Origin of the sequence: Nitrosovibrio sp. Nv6, from assembly GCF_900110495.1 — a bacterium.
GTDB lineage: Bacteria > Pseudomonadota > Gammaproteobacteria > Burkholderiales > Nitrosomonadaceae > Nitrosospira.
In genome coordinates this window covers 676,763-694,701 of record NZ_FODX01000001.1, presented here as the reverse complement: position 1 = coordinate 694,701, position 17,939 = coordinate 676,763, and the positions used below count along the sequence as shown (strand labels likewise).

Genomic DNA, 17,939 nt, shown 5'->3' with positions numbered 1-17,939 from the left:
TTGGGCCAAGTGAGTGGGTAGGCAGTAGCGGTCATTGGCATCGCTCCGGATATGCCTCATGCAGAATGCCGTCAAGCATTCGGCCAGAATATTTTTTACCGACGCGCTCTACAATCACGCCGTCCGCGAATTGGTAATAGCGAATGGGGGCAAATACCCCCGTGTTAAGGCCATGTTGAAGATCCTCTGAATATTCGCCCCACTGCTTGAAGAAAAACGGCACGCCGGCACCTTGGCACTGATCGCGCAGTGAGCGCGCCCAACCGGAGTGCATCGGGCGGGCATTGGAGCCAGACTCGCCGCCGGCGACTACCCAATGCAGAGCTTTAATTCCATCGTCTGCACAGCCAGTAAAATAATCAGGATCAATCCATTCGCTTATATCAACCGGCCCAAGCAACGGCTCCATGCTCAACCAGCGCACCTTGGCGGGGATCTGCAGCAGCTTAGGAATGTCCCGGTCAGCCTCTTGCTGGTTGCATACCGTGATGCCAAGCCAGACGCGCGAGCTGAGCATGTCGAACATCAGGCTATCCCTCGAACACATAGGCATCACGTTACCGACGCGCTTGGTTACCAGCAGCCAGTCGAGATAAGGCGTCTGCGCGATTAGAGAGAACAGATCCATGCGCCAGTCGGCCGGCACCGCGTTGTCGAACACGTCGGCCAACGATGCGCAGAAAACTCGCGGCCGTTCCGGCTTCACGAAACCGCGGGCGAGTAATTCTTTTTCATTGCCACCTGTAAGCTCGATGCCGTGTTGCCATGCGTCATGAGCAATTTGAGAGCGACGATTCCACTGGAGCGGTTTCCGCCAGTTCGCCGGCGAACTCCGGCGGCGCTCAGCGCCCGGTCCCCATTTAACCAGGCCTGAACGCTTGGCCCATGCTTCTGCGTAGCAGTGATCACAGCCCGGTCCAACCTTCTGGCAGCCGTACCAGGGATTGAAGGTGTGGTGGGCCCACTCGATCTTGGTGCGCTCACCCATGGTGAGCCCCCGTTTTATCGGTGCGTACGTGATAACCGTGACCTGTTCCGTCGCGCTTCCATTCCCGCATTCGGTTAAGCGCCATCTTTGCGTCGATAGCCGCATCGAGGCTCTCGCTATTACGCGCGGCCAGTCGATACAGCACGATCACAACATCGGCTGCTTCTTCGATCAGCTCATGTATCGGTTTGTCACTGGTCGCAGCCCGAATCAATTCAGCCATTTCCTCGTTAGCCCGGCCAACAACGCGAGCATTGGTCACAGCTGGTCCAAATGCTTGCTCAGCCCAGATAGCGATACTCTCTTGGGTTTCTATCCGCGCCATTACGCCCTCCCATCCATCATCAAATCGATAAACCAGAACCTGTCGACCTTGCGCAGATCCACCTGAACAGCATGCTCGCCTATCCATAAGTGCAGCTTCTTGAGGTTTATCCGCCACATATCGCCGCCCTGTTGCGGGGTGCGTTTCGTGCCTCCGGGGATTGCCGGGAGTCCTTCCATGCGGATCCAGCGTGTAATGGTTTTGGCGTCTACACCCATCAGAACGCCAAGCTGCCGCGCACTTATAAAATCAGGATCGGGGTTCTCGCGAGGTCCAAGGTGCAGGCGTTTTCGTCTTACCCCAATTGCCACCGGGCTACGGACATAGCCCTGCTTTTTAAAAATCCTTGCGATCGTATCCAGAGTTTTATGAGCATGCTTCGCAAGCAGCTCTACTTCCGCATCTGTCCATCGGGGCTCTTTAAATCGCGGAGAGGTAAGTCCGAGTTCTCGCGCACGCTTCGAAATCCACCAGCGCGGGCGCATTAACTGATTGGCCAGCGATTCAACATCTCCACGTTCCGGAGTGGTTTGATATCCACGCCGGATCGACTCATCAACATGCTCGGATTTCTCCCATGACTTGTAAGGCGAGCATTTGATTTTGGTTCTAAGCCCCAGCCTTCCCGCACGGGCATAAATGCTTGAAGCGCTACGATTCGGCAATTTGGCCAGGCATTCTTCAATGCCCCCATCCACGTAATGCTGGCTCAGCACGCGTTCCTCCGCTGTTGTCCAGAACCTCGTAGAGGTCTGATCCACTGACGTGATCTCGCTCATCAGTGCACCTTTGGCTCATTGGAAGGTGCATGCTCTTTGCCGCCAGAGCAGTTTTCGAGATATCTGTCAATAATCTCTAACAACGCACCCAGATCATTCTTGCTTCTTGCCACGATAATATTTGCGAGGTCGCTTGATACATCAGTCATCACGCGACGATAAACATCGTTTTGCTCTTCAAGCAGTCTCACTATTTTATTTACGCGCTTCAGTTCATGACACGCCTGTTCTCCCCCGATACTGTCGGGGTTGAGTAGCTCAATTCTTCCATTCATGATGTCTTCCTCGGCGCCAGACGGACACGCGATGTGCGGCCATATCCGGAATCAGGGGAATAGGTGCAGCGCAGCTCCCATGTTCCGTGTGGCGTATGAGAGAGAGTTGTCGAAGCCAGTTTTTCCCCGGCTTGCGAATCTGCGCAAGTTGTGGAGAGGTGCGCTATTTCTCGTCTTTGGTCATGGTCACGATGGCTCATCCATGAAACGAGCCCGGTAAGCCCAGCGACCACAAGAACGACGAGCAAACCGACAATGCCGATTTCCGGTTGGGCATGCTGAGTCATAGCGGCCGCCTCATTATCCATTCCACCTGCACGCCGTGAATACTCACGGACATGGTTCGCTCGTCGAATTCTGCCGTGACAACGCGCATGATCTCGGCCCCGCCGAGGTTCGCGCATTTCGGCGCCGCCTCGATGGCGATGCGTGAATTACGCCAGCCGATATGCGCTTCCAGAACAACAAAACCGCGATGTGCAAGAATCGTGGCGACGCGCTTGGAGGCGGTCAGCGCGTCCATCATTCCCTGGTTTTCAGAACCGATGCTTGGATGAATTTTGGCCGTCAGCGTACAGGGAATCTCTTCGCGCTCTGCCATGCCCGCCACCACGTGTAAGAAAGGCCGTGATCCCGCCATAATCGATACGCCAGTAACAATCTGTTCATGATTAGTCTCCATGTTATGTCTCCGTTAATTCAGCACTGCGGCTATGGATGCAAATGAAAGCACCATCACAAGCCCGACAAGGCCAGCCCCACGCGTAGGGAAACGGGGCTCGGGGTGGCGATGAGGTTCCTGCTGTGACATCACGACTTCGCCACCTTTGTTTTCAGGCTTTCTTTCCATGCTCTCGCCGGCCAACGCCATAAAAGCGGCGCCATCCATGTAATCGTCCAGGACGTGACGGCCTACCTGGGAGCGGGCCAACTTGACCATAGCCATGAATACCCATCCGTCGCGCTCGCTGAGTGCATAGCCCGTGAGCGCGTTGAAGGTGGCCACTGTCCGGGCCATACTGCGTTCGCCGTTTTCGCCATCCCGCCCATCGGCGCGGTTAGTGATGGCATCTGCGGCAGCAATCAGGATGTCAGGTGCATCGGTTGTCATGCTGTCACTCCCTTTTTTGCATTCATATGTGCCTGCGCTTCTTCTGGTGTGGCCAGCGCAAATCTCGGGTTGTGGACACCATCGGGAGTAACAACCTCCAACTCATGGGCCTGCAGGAATCCACCAAGGGTCCAATCACATCCGCGACCCGGAGGAACTCCTTTCTTATGCCCGCCGGCTCTGGTGAATCGGCCAATGCAGTAAAAACCGAGATATTTCTCAACCTCATCAAAGTTCTTTCCGGCACCGGCTGCGATCAGATCCGAGGCTGACTGGATGGTTTTGCAGATCGGGCATTTCATCGCCAGATGATCACGGGGAACACCCTGGGCCTTGAGGGCGGAGTGGTATTCGTCCAGCGTCATTGTTGGTGTCGTGCTCATGCCCCTGTCCTCGCTTCGTAGGCCTTCCGCAGGGCCGGTGCACGCAAGCGCCGGCGGGAAGGAAAAATGCGCTCGATCTCAGTGCCGACATCGCCGCGGCTCATGGTCAGGTACTCCATGCACGAGGCAATGCTCGTATGGCCGAGCAGGTTTTTCAACCGCAGCAGCGCGGCCTGGGGACTGCCCTCGCTCGCCTCGAGGAAGGTCACGGCAAACGTATGCCGCAACCAGTGGGGAGAGATTGCCGGGTCTATCCCGGCCTCTCGCGCCAACTCCTTCATGCGCTGCTGGTATGCGCGGGGAGACATCGCCTTACCGTTACGCGAAAGCACCAGCGGGTGGCTATCCGGCAACCGTGCGGCGGACATATCCGCCATCTCGGCGCACACCCCAACAAGGTCCCGCAATGCATCCAGCGCTTCGCCCTTGGCGTACACCGCGAGGTCGCAGGCCTCCCGCTTGCGCTGCTCCTTCGGGATGAACAACCGCCCGCTTACAAAGGACGCCCGCGCATCGCCTATCGTCAGCAGACTGAATTCATTCAGCCGCATGCCCGTGGTCAGCAGCAGCCGCACCCACGCATAGTCGCGCCGCCCCTGCGCATCGCCCCTGCGCTTCATCATCCGGCGCAGGGTCACTTCCTCATCATTGGTCAAACATCTGTTACGTTTCATCGCTCGCTCCTCCAGGTGATCAGTCATGCTGCCTTTGTGGATCCGATTCCCCTTGCCGGCAGCTAGCGCGGGGATTCGTTTTTTAATCTTGCGTACCCGTATAGGAGGCTTGGCGCCAGATCCTGTGCCCCTCATCCATGCCTGAAAAATAAGCGTCGGCAGCGGCGGTTCCCAACACATATGGGAAAGCGGTTTTTTTCCCATTGACGCGGTATTCGAGTGCTGCCCACACGCCAATCTTGTATTCCGGGCTGCGCGGGTCGCGAGGCTGGCCGAACGCCTCAATCATGAATTCATCCACTGTTTTCATTGCTTGCTCCGTTTAAGTTTTGGTGCCCGCCGCGCCATGGCACGGAAACAAATGCGCAGCACCTCTTTTTGCATTGCCTCGTCAAAACTCATAGCCAGCCCGCAGCGCGCATAGGCTGCGCGGAGCAGCTGCTCCGGCACCTCGTTTATTCCGAGGGGGAGGGCAAGCTGTTGCCGTGGTTCGCGGCGCATGTTTTTTTCTTCTGGAAAATTCGCGCTTCCAGCTCGCTACGAAAAATCAGGCAGAACATCCTGGCAAAGCTCACCTGCTGGCCTGGCAGCAGGTTGTCTTCAATGGTCATCAGGCCGTGCTTTGCCAGCGATGCGGGTACCGGATTGGCGCTCACTGCGCCATCTCCTTCATCCGGGCCAGTCCTTCAAGGATTGCTGATACCCACTCATAGGTCTCACGCTCGATTACCTTGTAATCGGCCCCGTTGATCAGGCCGTCTTTTTCCAGCGCTTGGTGAATGGCGCGATAGCAATCGCCGCCTTCCGCCTCGGTGCGGGTAATGTGGGAAATAAGTGCGGTAGTGGAGAGGTTGGAGAGGTCCGGCAGCGAATAACAGACCTCGCCGACGGTGGCCGCGAAGGCATGCAGAATGCGTTTATCGTTGCTGATGGCTGTGACCAACACCGCATCTGCCAAGGTAGGCTTGTGATGACTGGTTTCGTTGGCGTTGGCTTTGTTGTAAAGCGTCCCGGGCGGGATGCCCATCAGATTCGCCAGCGCCTCGACCCCTTCCGGATAGTCGTGAACCACCCGATAGAACGCGTCCTGCACGTTCTTGGGAATAGAACGTCCCATGTGTTACCCCTCTTGAACAATTAACCTATTGCTTATTGTTTTTTGCGGGGACACTAGGCTTGCGATAGCAGTACCCCGCACCGGCCTATCACGCGCGTCAACGTGTGATAGGTCAATTTTTTAGCTGAATAAATCTCCCTGCTGTCCTAATTCCAGGGCGCCATCCAGCAGATCGTCGATGTGACGAAGGGCAAATTCACGGAGCTTTTGATCCTTGATGCGCTCGGCCTTGGAAATTAGGTTCACCACCTTGGCGGCCGAGTCGAAGCGCGATTGGTCGCGCTTGATTTCGAGAGTTCCGGCAGCGATGCGAGCGGCTTTTTCTGCTTGCAGGAGATACAGCTTGATGGAGTCGGCGGCAGCAGTCGTGGAGACCATACCGGCGACGAGGAAGGTGGGCCACGTAACGAAACAGGCCCGAGTAGTTTTACCTTCAATTTTGAAGGTTTCAAGGGCGATGGTACGGACATTTTGTCCGAACCACCCCAGTTGGATGGCCTCCAGATCGTATCTTTCACCCAACTTACGTAGTCCGGATTCGTCCGAGTAACCGAAAACGCGGGATAAGTCAGGCCGATAGGCTATGCGCCGTCCGTTCCATTCGATGGTTTCAAACTTAAAATGCTCCGCCGCTCTCAGAAGCATTTCGTTTTCGGTGCGTCGGTCCATTTCATCCAGCACGGTGTGTACTCCGGATTTGTCACCGTTCATCACCGCTATCTGCAATTCGAGTATTGATTTCACGTTGTCTCCCTATTGTTTTGATCGGATGGTTCGGACATTTCATCCGGACCATCAGTAATCTGGTTAGCTTGCTGGTCCGCCAACAGCTTTTGTTTTGGTAGAAAAATGATCGCCTCGAGTTCGGAGCGGTAGATCAGACAGAACATTCTGCCGAAGCTCACCTCCTGCCCCGGCAGTAAGTTGTCCTCGATCATCGTTATGCCTTTCTTGGAAAGGGATTTGGGGATGGGGCGGCTGCACACGACGGTCTGCCTGTCGATTAAACGGTTTGCTCAGCTTGGGCTGGTTGCCGCTCCAGCTCGTCCATGCCGTCACGCAGAAGCTTGGCCGCCATGTTGCTGAGGCTGCGGTGCTCTCGCTCAGCCAGCTTTTTCAGGCGCGCTTTGTCATTGCCCAGAAAATGGACGAGTAGCGGGGGATCGCGTCGTTTGCTATTGACTTGGCTCATGTTTAGAATCCCTGTTTATTTGAATGAAAGCCGATGCTATTCCAGTTTTATGGAATGGTCAATAGATTTATGCAAGAAAAGTTGAATACATTTCTGAATAGGCTTACGACGGTACTTGGGGAAAGGGAAAAACATCCCTGGGGCGCGATGCTGGGGATAGGCCGGGGAACAATCGGCAATATGTTTACCGGCACCATTCCGACGTCCGAAACTCTTAACGCCATCAGCCGTCACGAAAATATCAACACAACTTGGTTGCTGGATGGGAGAGGGGAGCCATACATCGTTCACAAATTTGCGGATGACGAAGAGTGCGCTGATTACCTCGACGCGCTATTCGATGAGAAAAGCTGGACGGTATATCTCGTCACAGACCAGAAACGACTGGCCTTGGTGCTGACTATGCCAGCGCGATACAAGGTCAAGGAGGAATGGGTCAGCTACATGGTTGTAGAAGTATTGGCTGGTAGATGCGGCAGAAAAACATTGAACCGGGTGAGGGCGGAAATTCCAGTGTGCAGTGTGTTTTTGATCAATACCTATCCGCACACGATGCACGATCTGTCTCGCGGGCAAATAGGGACCTACAGACTGCTGTATTCCAGTTCACCCCTATTGCATCAGGATGTTTCAGTATTAAAGGAACACAAGATTTTCGAGTGGCCAGAAGAAAACATACCACTCACTCCAGAGGAACAAATCCTTGTGGATAATTTTCGCCATATGGCGGCGGAACAAAAGGCAGCATATAAATCGATTGGCGATGCGCTGGCTCAACCAAAAAACGATGAGATGGCAAGCTGATTCAGTGACCGCCATCGCAAAGAATAACTAACGAGAGGGAAATATGAGCGACGATAAAAACAAATCAAACCAAGGTAATAAAAGCGTTGGCGTTGTTAAATCAGATAGAGGACGTGCTATTCTCACCAATGACCACCAGCCATTCAGCGTCTCACGCGCCATTTTTTCCATTGGGCTAATATCTAATTCCGGGTCTGGAGCACATCGGTGACAAGATATATGCTTTTTCTTGCAGTGATACTTTCCGGTTGCGCTTCCATGTCATCAACTAGGCAACCGGAAAACCTGACAACCTTTACGTTAAATGCGGGTTACGAGACCGCGTTTCGCATAGTTGACGAGAATCTGAAGAAATGTATGGCGCTTGATGGGGTAAGCAGCGTGATTTATCCCGACCAGAAGCGTGCCAACATCAATATTGGCGACGGCGTGATAGCGATCTCGATGGATATTAAAGAAAATGGAAGTGATTCTTCAATTGCTGATTTCTATTCCGCATTCCCATTGATGCGAAGATATACTGGTATTTTCAAGGGTTGGGTAAATGAAGGCAAGACAGGCTGCAGTTGAGTTGTCCGGTTTTATCGTACAACCCAACCAGACACGGATTTATCCCACCACCACCTTCACCGCGTAGCCGAGCAGCCCGCCCGCCGTCAGCATCGCCACCGAAATCCCGATCACGATCGGTGCGGAGTACCGCGATTGCTCGATGGCATCCAGCCCCTTGTCCACTACCGTGTCAGCTCTGGCATTGAGGTTTTTTGCCTCGGCCAGGGCGTTCGTCAGAGTGTCCTGAAGCGCCTTTATCTGTCCTCTGATTTCGTCTATGTTCATGTGCATCTCCTTCGTCTGTGGTTAAAAGTAAGGTTAATTAGTACCGGAAGATGATTGATATCGGCGTGTAGTAGGCCACCAGAAACAGCAGACAGCCCACTCCCCAGAAGGTCATATCCAGCTTCCCGAAGTCCCTCCATTCATGCTGGCGCAGCTCCCTGATCAGCGCAATAATCATCACTACCGCTGCCAGCGCCAGTAGCGGGAACCGCACGAACAAATACATCAGCAAGATGGCGGCAATGACGTGCGCTACCTGGTCCCGGATCTCGGCCCAAACGGGTTTTTTTGGTTTCGCCACCTCTACCACTGGATTGCTTCCACCTGCGCGATAGTGGTGCAGGCGTCGATCTCCGCCTTCTTTGCCTTTGCGTGGTTGTGCAGGTCCAGCGCATAACTGGCCAGCGCATCGGGCATGGCGCCCATTGCTTCGGCATCGAGCGTGATCGCACTGTTATCCTGGGCTGTCCAGTCCATGGACCACGGCTGCCCTGCCGCAAGGGCTGTGCTCGCGGCCAGGGCGGCAACGCTGATACGCTGCACGCTGCGGTTATCCGAATCGAACGTCTTTCCCAGATAAGCGAAGCCTGCCGCCTCCAGCGTGTCCCGGCGTGAGTTGATCTGCCTGCGCGCGTCTGCCTTCACCTCAGCCAGTGTCCGTTTAGGTGGCGCGCCCGCCGCCTTCCAGCGGGTAACGTATTTCTGGTAAGGACGGAAGGCTGTGACCCCAACAGGCCGGTTTGGCTTGCGTACCTGCGCTTCCGGGTCGTACTCGATATGCCCGGTACCGGTGCCGGTATCAAACTGGATAGCGTGTATGTCAGGGTCGAGGTCTGCCAAGTCTACGGTACGGAAGACGCTATCCACGCCCACCAGGCCATCGTCCTGGATGATGGTTATTTTCATGACTTGTTCTCCAGTTTGTTCACGTGATTGCTCTCTGCCAGGTGCACGATTGCGCCGGCAACCTGTTGCGAGGCGGTTACCGACTCATTGCGCAGGCTCTCCACTGCTGCGGCAGCTTGCCGCGTTTCCTTGCTGGTTTCGATCAGCAGCACCGGCAGCCACTTGATAGCGCAATCTGGCATGTCGATATCGGCGCCGGTTTGCGGGTGCTTGCCGCGGATCTGCGTCCACCATACGCAGCGGCTTTCGATACATGCGCCCTTGAGCAAGGGGCAGATGGTTTCCGGCTTCTTGGATCCGAACATGGGCGGGCCTTAATTCTTGGACGCGATAATTACATCGCTATATTTGAGATTGAAATTACTGATGGTATGGGAGTGCGAACCGCCGCCGCCTGTTGAGTTTGTTGGTGGGGTTCCGGTAACTGATCCGCCGCCGCCGCCGCTATCATTAGGCCCCGCGCCACTAGTGGCTAAAACGTTGTAAGTGTGTCCATGTGACGGCATCTGTCCAGTTGTAAGCGTAAGCGCATCGGTACTCTTGCTTCCCGAGAATGTGTTGCTAAACAGGGTGGCGCCACCGGCTCCAACCGTGCCAGTAACCACTCGCAACGCGATATCGTTGTATGCCGCATTGGTTTCTTTGGTCCACCCCGTCGGTGCCGAGGTCTGTTGAAATAACATCCGAGTGCCGGTTGGGAAAGCGCCCGGATCTGCCCAGGACGGCGCGGCGCCTGGCCCGCCTGACTTGAGCACATAACCGGATGTTCCGGAGGGCAGTTTGCTTAATATGCTGCTTGCACTGGCATACAGAAGATCGCCGATGGCATAACCGGTTTGACCGGTGCCGCCCTGGCTTGCCGGGATGGTGGGCAGCTGCCCGGTCGGCACCTTGTTCTCAGCATCGAGCTCTGCAATACCCGATGCCACGCCCTTCGCGTCCTTGATGCTGTTGACGTTGTCCGCCATCTGCTTGATTTGGACGCGAGCGGTGGCAGGGGAGTCTGTCCCCGCATCCATGCTGGTGGTATCGATTGCGACTGTTGGCCAGGCCATGTATCTCTCCTATTACGATCCTTGGATGTTCGCGTCTATGATGGCGTCCGCAAGTGCGTTGCTTGCGTTATAAATCTTGATGCGGGGGCCGACAGCGGTGTCCTTGTCGATCAACACCCAGCTCCAGCCCGGCCCGACGTTCTGTAATGCCATAACGGATGCCTGGCGTATCACGCTGTAGGCCTTGACCATCGGCAGGCGGATATCACCCACCCCAATCCGGTATGCCCCAGTCAGAGTAGAGGTATCCAGATCGTTGATTATCTCGGTGATCGGTTCCCCGGAAAGCTTGATCGTCAGCTGCGAAAGGCGCGGGAAGGTGCCTGCAAGGGTGATCCGAATCTTCACGTAGCGGGCGGTGATCACTGGCCCCACGGCTGCCCATGCGCTGTAGCTCACGTTGTCATCAGAGTGCTGCTCCTCGATGGTTTGCGCGCCGTCTCCCATCGCGGACACAAGGGGCGTAAATGGCAGCGATATGCCCACATCGATTGCGACATGCTCATAGGTCGTGCTGCCATTGGGTGTCAGCACCCAGCGGGTATAGGCATCCCATGTGGTCAGATCGGCCCATGCCTCGGTGTCGGTCGCAGCCAGCACATTGGTTTCAGGCTCCACTGCGCAATTGGTTTTTGTTCCTGGCCAGCCCAACAGATGCGGTTCCACCATCGTAATGATTCCAGCCATGCGCGGATCTGGGAGTTCGGACGTAATAAAGACCGCGTTCTCGGATTCGTTGCCCGAATCGTCAAAGCCTTTCACTGCAAAGGTATACGCGCCCGCCGCCAGCTGGTTGGTTTCGTAGGGAGATGCTGTCAACAACCCCGTATGCAGCGGGTCCAGCTCGCCCCAGTAATCCGTCCATCCGGTACCGAGACGGTAGCGGATGGCATACCCGGCAAAATCAGGCGGTGGCGTACCTGGCATTGCCATGTCGAACTGCCGGGTACCGTCCGCCTGGATCGATATCAGGAACAGAGACACATCCGGAGGCGGAGCCGCGAATGGATCCCCGGACCACTCCGACCAGTTACCCACCGCAATACCTACACCTGCCACGCGAATGCGCACAGCGCCACGCTGCGCGGGAATGGCTGCGTTCGGGGCGGATGCCGTTCCCGCCCGATTCCAGCTGGTGCCGTTGTTGTACGACCACTCCACGTAGTAATGGTCCGCGCCAGGTGAGGGAATCCATGAAACCAGCAGCATTGGGGTTGCGGCCGTCCCTCCCAGGGTGACATTGAGACCGTTCACCACGGGCCTGGTGATTTTTGCGGGTAGGTTCCAGACGGCCGATGGAGTCGGTGCACTGCCGGTATCGGCGACATGGACAGCGGAATCTTCATTCACGAACAGCAATTCGACCCGCTCCATGGATCGCGGTCGCAACGATATGACTCTCGCTTGTTGATAAAAGCTGCTGCTCGGGCCGAACGCATAGGAAGTCCGCTCGCGGGTATTGCCGGTATCCGGGGTGAAATCGAGCGCCAGATCCAGCACGGCTTGGTGATCATCCGCTCCCGCCGTTGCGCTCCAAGGACTGGATAAGCTGCCATCACGTTTCCTGAACCCGAAATAGTGTGTGCCAGTAGTCCATACCAGCGGTTCGGATAGCGTCAAAGTCTTGGTCACCGGATCGTAGGCCATCACGTCGCCGGATTGCCCCCAACCCGGCCGGTCGCGCTGTAACGCCACGAGGTCCCCCGGCAGCGGAATAAATCCCTCCATCTCAGTTGTCAGCGAAGGCAGCATGCGCCGGTACCGGTTGGTGGCCGCTTCGTACATTCCTTCACGCCAGGCATGATCGCGGTTGATCACGCCGAATAGTTTCAGGCGCGCGGGCTTGTCCGCACTGTGCCCTGGCAGCTGGCACAGCACTTCCTTTGGTGTCCAGGTGGTTTCATCGAAATACTCGACGATCACCGAATCTGCGGTTTCATCTCCGCTCATCAGATAATCAGTCTTGAAGCTCCCGCGCACAGTGTTGCGCATGTTGAATAGCGCTACCGGCATGGAAGCCGGCTCATCGCGGAAAAACCGGACCATCATCCCATGCTGAAACCATTTCGCCCGCCCTGCGCGAGCAGTGGCGCTCAGCGCCTCGCCAAACGTCATTTCCGCATCGAAAATTGCGTCGAAATTATCCCCGCGGGCAGTCCAGGTCGCATCCTTGGCCAGCAGCCAGTCAAGGTCATAGTGGGAATCCGCAAGGCGAGTTTTGCAGATGTAGGCCAGCGCCCAGGCAATCGAACGGGTGTGCGTGGGCGGGCCCCAGCTCGTGCCGCCCCAGATCGGCAGTTTGCGCTTGGCAATCAGATTGACTTTGCGTGCCGATTGCGATGACAGGCTGTTCGTGGCCCGCAGCCGCATCGCCAGCATGGTGACATCGGGGTATGACTGGGATGAGGGAATGAAACCTTTAAGGCCAGTCCACATGATGTCGTGCGCAACCCGTGTCGAGGTGTCTTTGGTATCCGTGCGCGTCATACGGACCTCGTAGCGACCGGGCGTAACGGCAAACTTGTAGGTCCGGCGTATAGGTGTGGCGGTTGCGTCCGTTATCTGGATTGGCGGCACGGTCACCACGTATTCCCGCGTAGGATGGGGGTCAGCACCAAAGGGCATCCAGCGCCATTTCTCCTGATAGGGAAAACTCCCCACCCAGATAATGCTGCCGGTGTGCTGGCCGGAGTAATGATCGTTGGGGTTGGCACTCCCATAGCCGGTCTGAATCCAGGGTGAGCCAGGGGGAAGAAACGGGGTGTACCCTCTCGACCAGTAGTTCGAATAATAATGAGTATTGCTTTCTGTCACGGCCTGCCAGTTGCCCGTGGCAACACCATCGTTATCGATTGAGCGGATTTCGACTGAGCATGAAATGCTCCTGGATGAGAGGCTCCCGTCGTTATTTCCGTAGAACAGCCCTTTGGGGCAAACGATATCCACCGAGATCACATTGATCTGCGATCCCGCGGGATTGACAATGAATGGTCCAATGGTCTCGTTGGTCAGCAGTTCCTGCCCCGCCACTTCGCCGGCATTGACTACATTAACGGGGAAAAGGGTCACCGGCTCGCCGGGGGCGAGCAGCTCATATGTCACTTCGGGAAAGCTAGTAATAGCTGTATCTTCGATGCGCAGGTCTTCGAAATCATATTCGCCACGCCCAATTGCGAATAGTTGATACAGATACTGCTCGTTTCCGGCAAATTCTGTGTAGGGCTCGGCAGCGAGATCGGGAAAGATGAGATGTCTTCCGAAAATCTCCGGGATGGCTTCGCCGAGCCGGGCCCGGTTGCCCTGCGCGCCGAGATTATAGGTAGGGGAGGGCGCGGTCTGCGCTTGCATGCGTAGCGGGCTCGGCGGCTTGGGAGACCCAATTAATGCGTTTATCGCCATCGAACCGGCGGCAAAAATAACCCCGGCAGTCATCGTTACCGCGCTCACCCCGAATAGCGTAGCGCCTGCTCCAAATAGCAACGGCGACAACGTGCCGGCGCTGGCTATCGCCGCAGCTGCGAGGGCGAGCATAAGCACAACTTTCAGTATGATCGATCCGCCGCCTTTCCCGAGAGGGCGTATCACAAAAGCAACGGTATCGCCGTCTTCTATGCAGCGCTTCCAACCGCCTTTCTTGCGCAGCACGGGTACGCCGTTCACCAGGCAAATCACCGGCAGATTTGTTTTGGGGGCCAGCGTGCAAATCCGCCGCCGGCGCGTAATCTGAAACACGTCCCGATCGCCGGAAAGCTCGCTCTTGAGGATCACCACGTTAGCGCGCATGCTGCCCTCCATGCCAGCGCCAGAACCTCAGCAATGGCCAGTCGGCACGCATCACGAACCGCTTTGAAAACACGACTCCCATTCCTTGCACACAGTGCAAAACCCCGCCGCCGTCCACCTCCACCCATACGCCAATGTGCGTGATGGATTTACCGCTCCCCATTTCCACGCAATCCCCTTCAGTGGGGGTTTCCATTGCCAGCCAGTTACGCCGTGCCGGGTGGCGCCGCAATTGCCGCACGAATCCAATGGGCTTGTCTTCATCCACTGTCACCTGCGGCAGATCCCGCCCAAAGTGCACTTGCTGAATATGCCGCACAAAATTCCAGCAGTTGTAGGCATGCGGGCCCGTGGCGCCGCGTTCCCAGGGAATGCCGATGTATTCCTGCCAGATCATCGCCCTAATCCTGCGTAATCCGTGGTGTTATACGTTTTATCCGGAAACTTGAGATTTGATGGGTCGCCGAAGGTCGCGCGCGCTTCAACCCGTTGATCGGTAGCCGATGCGCCGGCCAGCGTCATCGTCAGCGGCGGAATATTCTGCGGTCCTGTCAGATCGGTAGAGAGATAGGCGCGATACGTCACCTCTACCTTGTATGGCGAAGCCGTGGCCAGCGCCAGATTCTCCTCGATCTCGACGCTGACGTTGTCGATCGCAATGATCAGCTCGGGCGAACTGGCGATGCGCGTTTCCGGCAGCGTCATTTCGAAACCGAACGCAATGAAGGTAACAAACTCGCCCGGGTTAATAGGCGCAGTTGATTCCAGTTTTGCTTCCAGATCCACATGCCCGAGCACAACACGGATGGAAGAGGGCTGACCAACCTCATCGATGAAATTGGGATGCCGAAACTCCAGCGTGTGCAGCATTACTTCGCCAGCAGGCGCGCTGGCGGCAGCTTCCTTCCATGCGTCCGATAGAGTGGGATCAGGCACCGCGCACCTCGATCTCGCCGGAAACAATCCAATTCATCCCCGGACGCGCTTCGTATTTATAGGGTTTGGTGAAGCGCGTGTCATAAGCGATCATGCCGTCTCCGGTATCGAGCGTCATGACGAACCAGTCCGTGCCCCGGTGGATCGTGTCCTGCCAGAAAGCGCGAAAGATTGCCATTTCAGCCGCAGTAAACTTCCAGGATACCGTCAGTTCTTCCGGCGTATAGGTAAAGCGCTGGCGCTGGCGCGCGGGCCCTGACTCCATGTCAGTGCGCGCAAAAGCCTGGACCGGCGAGCCGCCATATCCAGACAGCGTGGGTGGGGGCAGGGTCTCAGGCCAGGTCGCCATCAGCGCATCGCCCCCGCGGCTGGGTTGAGGCCGTATTTATGCTCGAGTGTCGGCGCCAGGCCGTTGCCGCGCGCAATATTGCGTCCCATCTTGCCCTCGATCTGTTCCACCATGATGTCCATCGTGAGATTGCCGTCGCCGTCCTGGCGCTGCTGAACTTCACCACCGTTGCCTGGCGATTCGATAAGATTCACCTGCACGTTGATATTGGCCCCGCCGCCTGCCTGCACCCCCAGTTGCCCATTGCTGCCTCGCTTGAGGGGTAGTATCGCTTCCGGACCTGCCTCGCCCATCACGCCGAGGCGACCGCCATTCCCGAAGCGGAAGGCAGTGGGTTTATCGAAGATACCGCCATTGGCGAAATAGCTCGCGCTGCCGTCGAACCATGCGCCATTCGCCGCAAATCCGGTAACGCCGCCTGTGGAAACCGCCATATTGCCGCCACCACCGCCCCCAAAGCCGCCGAGCAGGCTCCCGATGACGCCATTCATCAGAGTTTCAAGTCCGCCAAGCAGAGGCTTGGTAACAAGTTGCCGCGCCAGCATCCTCTCGAGGTCGCGCTCGAGCGCCAGCAATACATTGGAGAATTTCTCGCCGCCAACGATAGCGTTTTCGAATGAGCTGCTGAAATGCAATCCCAGGCTCTTGACCAGATCAGTCGTTTTCTCTGTACCCATCTGCGCTTTTTTCATGCGCAGTTCATAATTCTTCGTCTCCTGATCGATCAGCGCCTCCACCTGACTGCTTTCGAGCTTGAGAGCGTTTATCCGCTCGATCGAGCGCTGGTGTTCCAATTCAAGCTGAGCCAGTACCCGTTCCCGATCGGATTCAATCAACCCCACATTCAGATTCTTGTTCTCCTCGAGCAGCTTCTTCGACTCGCTTTCAAACACCTCCAGCCGCTCCATCTGGGCCGCCTGGTCGATGGTGGTTTGGAGATAATTTTTCACGGCAGGATCCAGCGAGCTATAAGCATCAACCTTTTCCTGCAGCACCTGAAGGTGCGATTTCTCCCCCTCGGTGAGCTTGCCAACCTCTTTCATCAGCTCGGCAAGGTCCCTGATTTCGTCAAGGTACACACTGCTGGTGCCTGTGCCAGACGATGATGACGCCTTGCGCGTTGATTTATCCGGGTTGAGAATGCCTTTTAATACGCCATCGCTAGGAGCCGCCCGAGCGGCCGAGACCTTGGGCGGGTTGAGGAATGCCTCGATGCTTGACCGCTCCTTCAGCAAATCGCTGACACTGTTGGTCAGCCCAGGCATTTGTGCTGCTGTGGCAAGTTCGCTGTTGATCTCCCTCAACCGGTCGCGCGCCTTTGTGATATCGTCCAGCCCCAGCGCATGCGCGGCCACGCCACCCATGCCGGCCCACAAGGCACTCAATATCCCACTTTCGCGAGCGGCCGAGCGCATTGAGGAGAGAATGTCATTCAGATGCGGCAGTAACGTGCTGGCGAGCGATGCGCCCAGTCCAGCCGCCACAAGTTTCAACTCCTCGAGCTGGCCACTGAAGTAATTGGCCTCTTTGGCCATTTCGTTCGTGACCGGGTTCAGTTCGCGCCCGCGTTCCAGCAGTTTGCGCAAACCGTCCTCTCCCTCGGCCAGTAGCGGCATCATCTCCTGGTAAGACTTGCTCAATATTTCGTTGGCCAATGCCATTTTGCGGGGGTCATCGTCTGGCATGCTGGAGAGCACCCCGGCGAGTTGGATCAGTACACCCTCAGAAGTCTTCGCCGTGATACCCAGCTTGCGCAGGTTATCCTCATGCTCGACCATGTACTTCGCCACGTTCTTGAGACCAACCGCCAGTCCCTCCAGATTGGTGCCACTCTGCGCTGTCGCGAGCCGCCAGGCCCCCAGGTCTTCCGCCGACACGCCGGTTTTCTTGGAAAGATTGGCCATCTCACTCGCGGTGGTCGCGACATTCTTGGCCAGCAGAAGAGCGCCGCCTCCTGCCACAGCCAGCCCAGCGCCGGCAATGCTGGCAGCACCGGCTATCACTCCGCCCATGCGGGTGGCGACGCTGCCAATCGTGGACAAGGTATTGTTGGATTTGTCGAACTCGGCGTTCAGATCGCGCGTGATCTTCTTCGCCTCTTCCGCTCCGCGGCGATAGCCGGAAGCGTCAGCGCTGATATCGACATCGATGTTTTTATCGCTCAAGGGACCACACCCCAGTCTTCGGCCAGCATATCGGTCTGTGAGCACAGCCAGGGCACAACGTCACCTTGGGCGGTTTTCATATCGACATGCGCGTGATACTTGATTTCGGTGCCTTCGGTATAAATGCCAAGCAGAGGCGGCCTATTTACTTTGAATATGCTGCCGGGTACGAGAAACAGAAACATGCCCTTGCCATTCCAGCCGTCACGGGATACTTTCTGCCCCAGCTTCAGTGCCTCAAGTGCTTGCCCAAAATTCAT

28 protein-coding genes are annotated in these 17,939 nt (G+C 56.5%); 2 read left to right on the top strand and 26 right to left on the bottom strand.

Features of this window, described 5'->3' with window-relative positions; translation table 11 throughout:
* Positions 1-31 precede the first annotated feature (31 nt).
* The 15 genes from BMX66_RS03430 to BMX66_RS03360 all read right to left on the bottom strand — a co-directional run bounded on the left by BMX66_RS03430 (position 32) and on the right by BMX66_RS03360 (position 6,844).
* Entirely contained in the window at positions 32-988 is a 957-nt protein-coding gene (locus tag BMX66_RS03430) for a phage Gp37/Gp68 family protein (RefSeq protein WP_090878382.1), read from the bottom strand.
* The gene (locus BMX66_RS03425) at positions 981-1,313 is read right to left on the bottom strand and encodes a DUF550 domain-containing protein (protein WP_121169238.1); all 333 of its coding nucleotides are present in this window, start codon (positions 1,311-1,313) and stop codon (positions 981-983) included. Before BMX66_RS03425 ends, BMX66_RS03430 begins: the two co-directional genes overlap by 8 nt.
* Entirely contained in the window at positions 1,313-2,092 is a 780-nt protein-coding gene (locus BMX66_RS03420) for a hypothetical protein (protein WP_090878380.1), read from the bottom strand. Before BMX66_RS03420 ends, BMX66_RS03425 begins: the two co-directional genes overlap by 1 nt.
* Complete coding sequence (locus BMX66_RS03415) at positions 2,092-2,367, bottom strand: hypothetical protein (RefSeq protein ID WP_090878378.1); 276 nt, start codon at positions 2,365-2,367, stop codon at positions 2,092-2,094. The genes BMX66_RS03420 and BMX66_RS03415 overlap by 1 nt, the downstream gene beginning before the upstream one ends.
* Positions 2,364-2,654: a hypothetical protein gene (locus BMX66_RS03410; RefSeq protein ID WP_090878376.1), complete on the bottom strand. Its 291-nt coding sequence runs from the start codon at positions 2,652-2,654 to the stop codon at positions 2,364-2,366. The genes BMX66_RS03415 and BMX66_RS03410 overlap by 4 nt, the downstream gene beginning before the upstream one ends.
* A complete protein-coding gene (locus BMX66_RS03405) occupies positions 2,651-3,049 on the bottom strand; it encodes a hypothetical protein (protein WP_090878374.1) in 399 nt (132 codons plus the stop codon). Before BMX66_RS03405 ends, BMX66_RS03410 begins: the two co-directional genes overlap by 4 nt.
* A 12-nt stretch (positions 3,050-3,061) precedes the next feature.
* A complete protein-coding gene (locus tag BMX66_RS03400; protein ID WP_090878372.1) occupies positions 3,062-3,478 on the bottom strand; it encodes a DUF6378 domain-containing protein in 417 nt (138 codons plus the stop codon).
* Positions 3,475-3,861: a VVA0879 family protein gene (locus tag BMX66_RS03395; protein ID WP_090878370.1), complete on the bottom strand. Its 387-nt coding sequence runs from the start codon at positions 3,859-3,861 to the stop codon at positions 3,475-3,477. The genes BMX66_RS03400 and BMX66_RS03395 overlap by 4 nt, the downstream gene beginning before the upstream one ends.
* Positions 3,858-4,670, bottom strand: coding sequence for a tyrosine-type recombinase/integrase (locus tag BMX66_RS03390; protein ID WP_158593373.1), 813 nt, complete (start codon positions 4,668-4,670; stop codon positions 3,858-3,860). Before BMX66_RS03390 ends, BMX66_RS03395 begins: the two co-directional genes overlap by 4 nt.
* The gene (locus tag BMX66_RS03385) at positions 4,618-4,845 is read right to left on the bottom strand and encodes a hypothetical protein (RefSeq protein ID WP_090878366.1); all 228 of its coding nucleotides are present in this window, start codon (positions 4,843-4,845) and stop codon (positions 4,618-4,620) included. Before BMX66_RS03385 ends, BMX66_RS03390 begins: the two co-directional genes overlap by 53 nt.
* Before the next feature lie 145 nt (positions 4,846-4,990).
* Positions 4,991-5,191, bottom strand: a complete 201-nt coding sequence (locus tag BMX66_RS03380; protein WP_090878364.1) for a hypothetical protein — start codon at positions 5,189-5,191, stop codon at positions 4,991-4,993.
* Positions 5,188-5,652 carry a phage regulatory CII family protein gene (locus tag BMX66_RS03375; RefSeq protein ID WP_090878362.1) on the bottom strand — a complete coding sequence of 155 codons (465 nt, stop codon included), beginning with the start codon at positions 5,650-5,652 and terminating at the stop codon, positions 5,188-5,190. Before BMX66_RS03375 ends, BMX66_RS03380 begins: the two co-directional genes overlap by 4 nt.
* Before the next feature lie 120 nt (positions 5,653-5,772).
* The gene (locus BMX66_RS03370; protein ID WP_090878359.1) at positions 5,773-6,396 is read right to left on the bottom strand and encodes a hypothetical protein; all 624 of its coding nucleotides are present in this window, start codon (positions 6,394-6,396) and stop codon (positions 5,773-5,775) included.
* The gene (locus tag BMX66_RS03365) at positions 6,393-6,590 is read right to left on the bottom strand and encodes a hypothetical protein (RefSeq protein WP_090878357.1); all 198 of its coding nucleotides are present in this window, start codon (positions 6,588-6,590) and stop codon (positions 6,393-6,395) included. Before BMX66_RS03365 ends, BMX66_RS03370 begins: the two co-directional genes overlap by 4 nt.
* Before the next feature lie 65 nt (positions 6,591-6,655).
* The gene (locus tag BMX66_RS03360; protein ID WP_090878355.1) at positions 6,656-6,844 is read right to left on the bottom strand and encodes a ribbon-helix-helix domain-containing protein; all 189 of its coding nucleotides are present in this window, start codon (positions 6,842-6,844) and stop codon (positions 6,656-6,658) included.
* 81 nt (positions 6,845-6,925) lie between these two features.
* On the opposite strand from BMX66_RS03360, the gene BMX66_RS03355 reads away from it, so the two are divergent.
* Positions 6,926-7,648, top strand: a complete 723-nt coding sequence (locus tag BMX66_RS03355; protein ID WP_143058191.1) for a hypothetical protein — start codon at positions 6,926-6,928, stop codon at positions 7,646-7,648.
* A 207-nt stretch (positions 7,649-7,855) separates the two neighbouring features.
* A complete protein-coding gene (locus tag BMX66_RS03350) occupies positions 7,856-8,218 on the top strand; it encodes a hypothetical protein (protein WP_143058190.1) in 363 nt (120 codons plus the stop codon).
* Between the two features lie 39 nt (positions 8,219-8,257).
* Here BMX66_RS03350 and BMX66_RS03345 read toward each other — a convergent pair whose 3' ends face one another.
* The 11 genes from BMX66_RS03345 to BMX66_RS03295 are packed head-to-tail and all read right to left on the bottom strand — an operon-like array spanning position 8,258 to position 17,939.
* Positions 8,258-8,485 carry a hypothetical protein gene (locus tag BMX66_RS03345; RefSeq protein ID WP_090878348.1) on the bottom strand — a complete coding sequence of 76 codons (228 nt, stop codon included), beginning with the start codon at positions 8,483-8,485 and terminating at the stop codon, positions 8,258-8,260.
* Between the two features lie 37 nt (positions 8,486-8,522).
* Entirely contained in the window at positions 8,523-8,795 is a 273-nt protein-coding gene (locus BMX66_RS03340) for a hypothetical protein (protein ID WP_090878346.1), read from the bottom strand.
* Entirely contained in the window at positions 8,789-9,391 is a 603-nt protein-coding gene (locus BMX66_RS03335; protein WP_090878344.1) for a DUF4376 domain-containing protein, read from the bottom strand. Before BMX66_RS03335 ends, BMX66_RS03340 begins: the two co-directional genes overlap by 7 nt.
* Positions 9,388-9,696, bottom strand: a complete 309-nt coding sequence (locus tag BMX66_RS03330) for a hypothetical protein (RefSeq protein ID WP_090878342.1) — start codon at positions 9,694-9,696, stop codon at positions 9,388-9,390. Before BMX66_RS03330 ends, BMX66_RS03335 begins: the two co-directional genes overlap by 4 nt.
* A 9-nt stretch (positions 9,697-9,705) precedes the next feature.
* Positions 9,706-10,446, bottom strand: a complete 741-nt coding sequence (locus BMX66_RS03325) for a hypothetical protein (protein ID WP_090878339.1) — start codon at positions 10,444-10,446, stop codon at positions 9,706-9,708.
* Positions 10,447-10,458: 12 nt separating this feature from the next.
* On the bottom strand, positions 10,459-14,229 hold the full coding sequence (locus BMX66_RS03320; RefSeq protein ID WP_158593372.1) for a host specificity factor TipJ family phage tail protein: 3,771 nt from the start codon (positions 14,227-14,229) through the stop codon (positions 10,459-10,461).
* Complete coding sequence (locus BMX66_RS03315; protein WP_090878335.1) at positions 14,219-14,626, bottom strand: NlpC/P60 family protein; 408 nt, start codon at positions 14,624-14,626, stop codon at positions 14,219-14,221. The genes BMX66_RS03320 and BMX66_RS03315 overlap by 11 nt, the downstream gene beginning before the upstream one ends.
* Positions 14,623-15,165, bottom strand: coding sequence for a DUF1833 family protein (locus BMX66_RS03310; RefSeq protein WP_090878333.1), 543 nt, complete (start codon positions 15,163-15,165; stop codon positions 14,623-14,625). Before BMX66_RS03310 ends, BMX66_RS03315 begins: the two co-directional genes overlap by 4 nt.
* Positions 15,158-15,514, bottom strand: coding sequence for a hypothetical protein (locus BMX66_RS03305; protein WP_090878330.1), 357 nt, complete (start codon positions 15,512-15,514; stop codon positions 15,158-15,160). Before BMX66_RS03305 ends, BMX66_RS03310 begins: the two co-directional genes overlap by 8 nt.
* Positions 15,514-17,679 carry a hypothetical protein gene (locus BMX66_RS03300; protein WP_090878328.1) on the bottom strand — a complete coding sequence of 722 codons (2,166 nt, stop codon included), beginning with the start codon at positions 17,677-17,679 and terminating at the stop codon, positions 15,514-15,516. Before BMX66_RS03300 ends, BMX66_RS03305 begins: the two co-directional genes overlap by 1 nt.
* Entirely contained in the window at positions 17,676-17,939 is a 264-nt protein-coding gene (locus BMX66_RS03295) for a DUF2829 domain-containing protein (protein WP_090878326.1), read from the bottom strand. Before BMX66_RS03295 ends, BMX66_RS03300 begins: the two co-directional genes overlap by 4 nt.

Coding starts and splice junctions, on each gene's coding strand:
- BMX66_RS03430 (WP_090878382.1), bottom strand. CDS start 988: ATGGGTGAGCGCACCAAGATCGAGTGGGCCCACCACACCTTCAATCCC.
- BMX66_RS03425 (WP_121169238.1), bottom strand. CDS start 1,313: ATGGCGCGGATAGAAACCCAAGAGAGTATCGCTATCTGGGCTGAGCAA.
- BMX66_RS03420 (WP_090878380.1), bottom strand. CDS start 2,092: ATGAGCGAGATCACGTCAGTGGATCAGACCTCTACGAGGTTCTGGACA.
- BMX66_RS03415 (WP_090878378.1), bottom strand. CDS start 2,367: ATGAATGGAAGAATTGAGCTACTCAACCCCGACAGTATCGGGGGAGAA.
- BMX66_RS03410 (WP_090878376.1), bottom strand. CDS start 2,654: ATGACTCAGCATGCCCAACCGGAAATCGGCATTGTCGGTTTGCTCGTC.
- BMX66_RS03405 (WP_090878374.1), bottom strand. CDS start 3,049: ATGGAGACTAATCATGAACAGATTGTTACTGGCGTATCGATTATGGCG.
- BMX66_RS03400 (WP_090878372.1), bottom strand. CDS start 3,478: ATGACAACCGATGCACCTGACATCCTGATTGCTGCCGCAGATGCCATC.
- BMX66_RS03395 (WP_090878370.1), bottom strand. CDS start 3,861: ATGAGCACGACACCAACAATGACGCTGGACGAATACCACTCCGCCCTC.
- BMX66_RS03390 (WP_158593373.1), bottom strand. CDS start 4,670: ATGAGGGGCACAGGATCTGGCGCCAAGCCTCCTATACGGGTACGCAAG.
- BMX66_RS03385 (WP_090878366.1), bottom strand. CDS start 4,845: ATGAAAACAGTGGATGAATTCATGATTGAGGCGTTCGGCCAGCCTCGC.
- BMX66_RS03375 (WP_090878362.1), bottom strand. CDS start 5,652: ATGGGACGTTCTATTCCCAAGAACGTGCAGGACGCGTTCTATCGGGTG.
- BMX66_RS03365 (WP_090878357.1), bottom strand. CDS start 6,590: ATGATCGAGGACAACTTACTGCCGGGGCAGGAGGTGAGCTTCGGCAGA.
- BMX66_RS03360 (WP_090878355.1), bottom strand. CDS start 6,844: ATGAGCCAAGTCAATAGCAAACGACGCGATCCCCCGCTACTCGTCCAT.
- BMX66_RS03345 (WP_090878348.1), bottom strand. CDS start 8,485: ATGAACATAGACGAAATCAGAGGACAGATAAAGGCGCTTCAGGACACT.
- BMX66_RS03335 (WP_090878344.1), bottom strand. CDS start 9,391: ATGAAAATAACCATCATCCAGGACGATGGCCTGGTGGGCGTGGATAGC.
- BMX66_RS03330 (WP_090878342.1), bottom strand. CDS start 9,696: ATGTTCGGATCCAAGAAGCCGGAAACCATCTGCCCCTTGCTCAAGGGC.
- BMX66_RS03325 (WP_090878339.1), bottom strand. CDS start 10,446: ATGGCCTGGCCAACAGTCGCAATCGATACCACCAGCATGGATGCGGGG.
- BMX66_RS03320 (WP_158593372.1), bottom strand. CDS start 14,229: ATGCGCGCTAACGTGGTGATCCTCAAGAGCGAGCTTTCCGGCGATCGG.
- BMX66_RS03315 (WP_090878335.1), bottom strand. CDS start 14,626: ATGATCTGGCAGGAATACATCGGCATTCCCTGGGAACGCGGCGCCACG.
- BMX66_RS03305 (WP_090878330.1), bottom strand. CDS start 15,514: ATGGCGACCTGGCCTGAGACCCTGCCCCCACCCACGCTGTCTGGATAT.
- BMX66_RS03295 (WP_090878326.1), bottom strand. CDS start 17,939: ATGAATTTTGGGCAAGCACTTGAGGCACTGAAGCTGGGGCAGAAAGTA.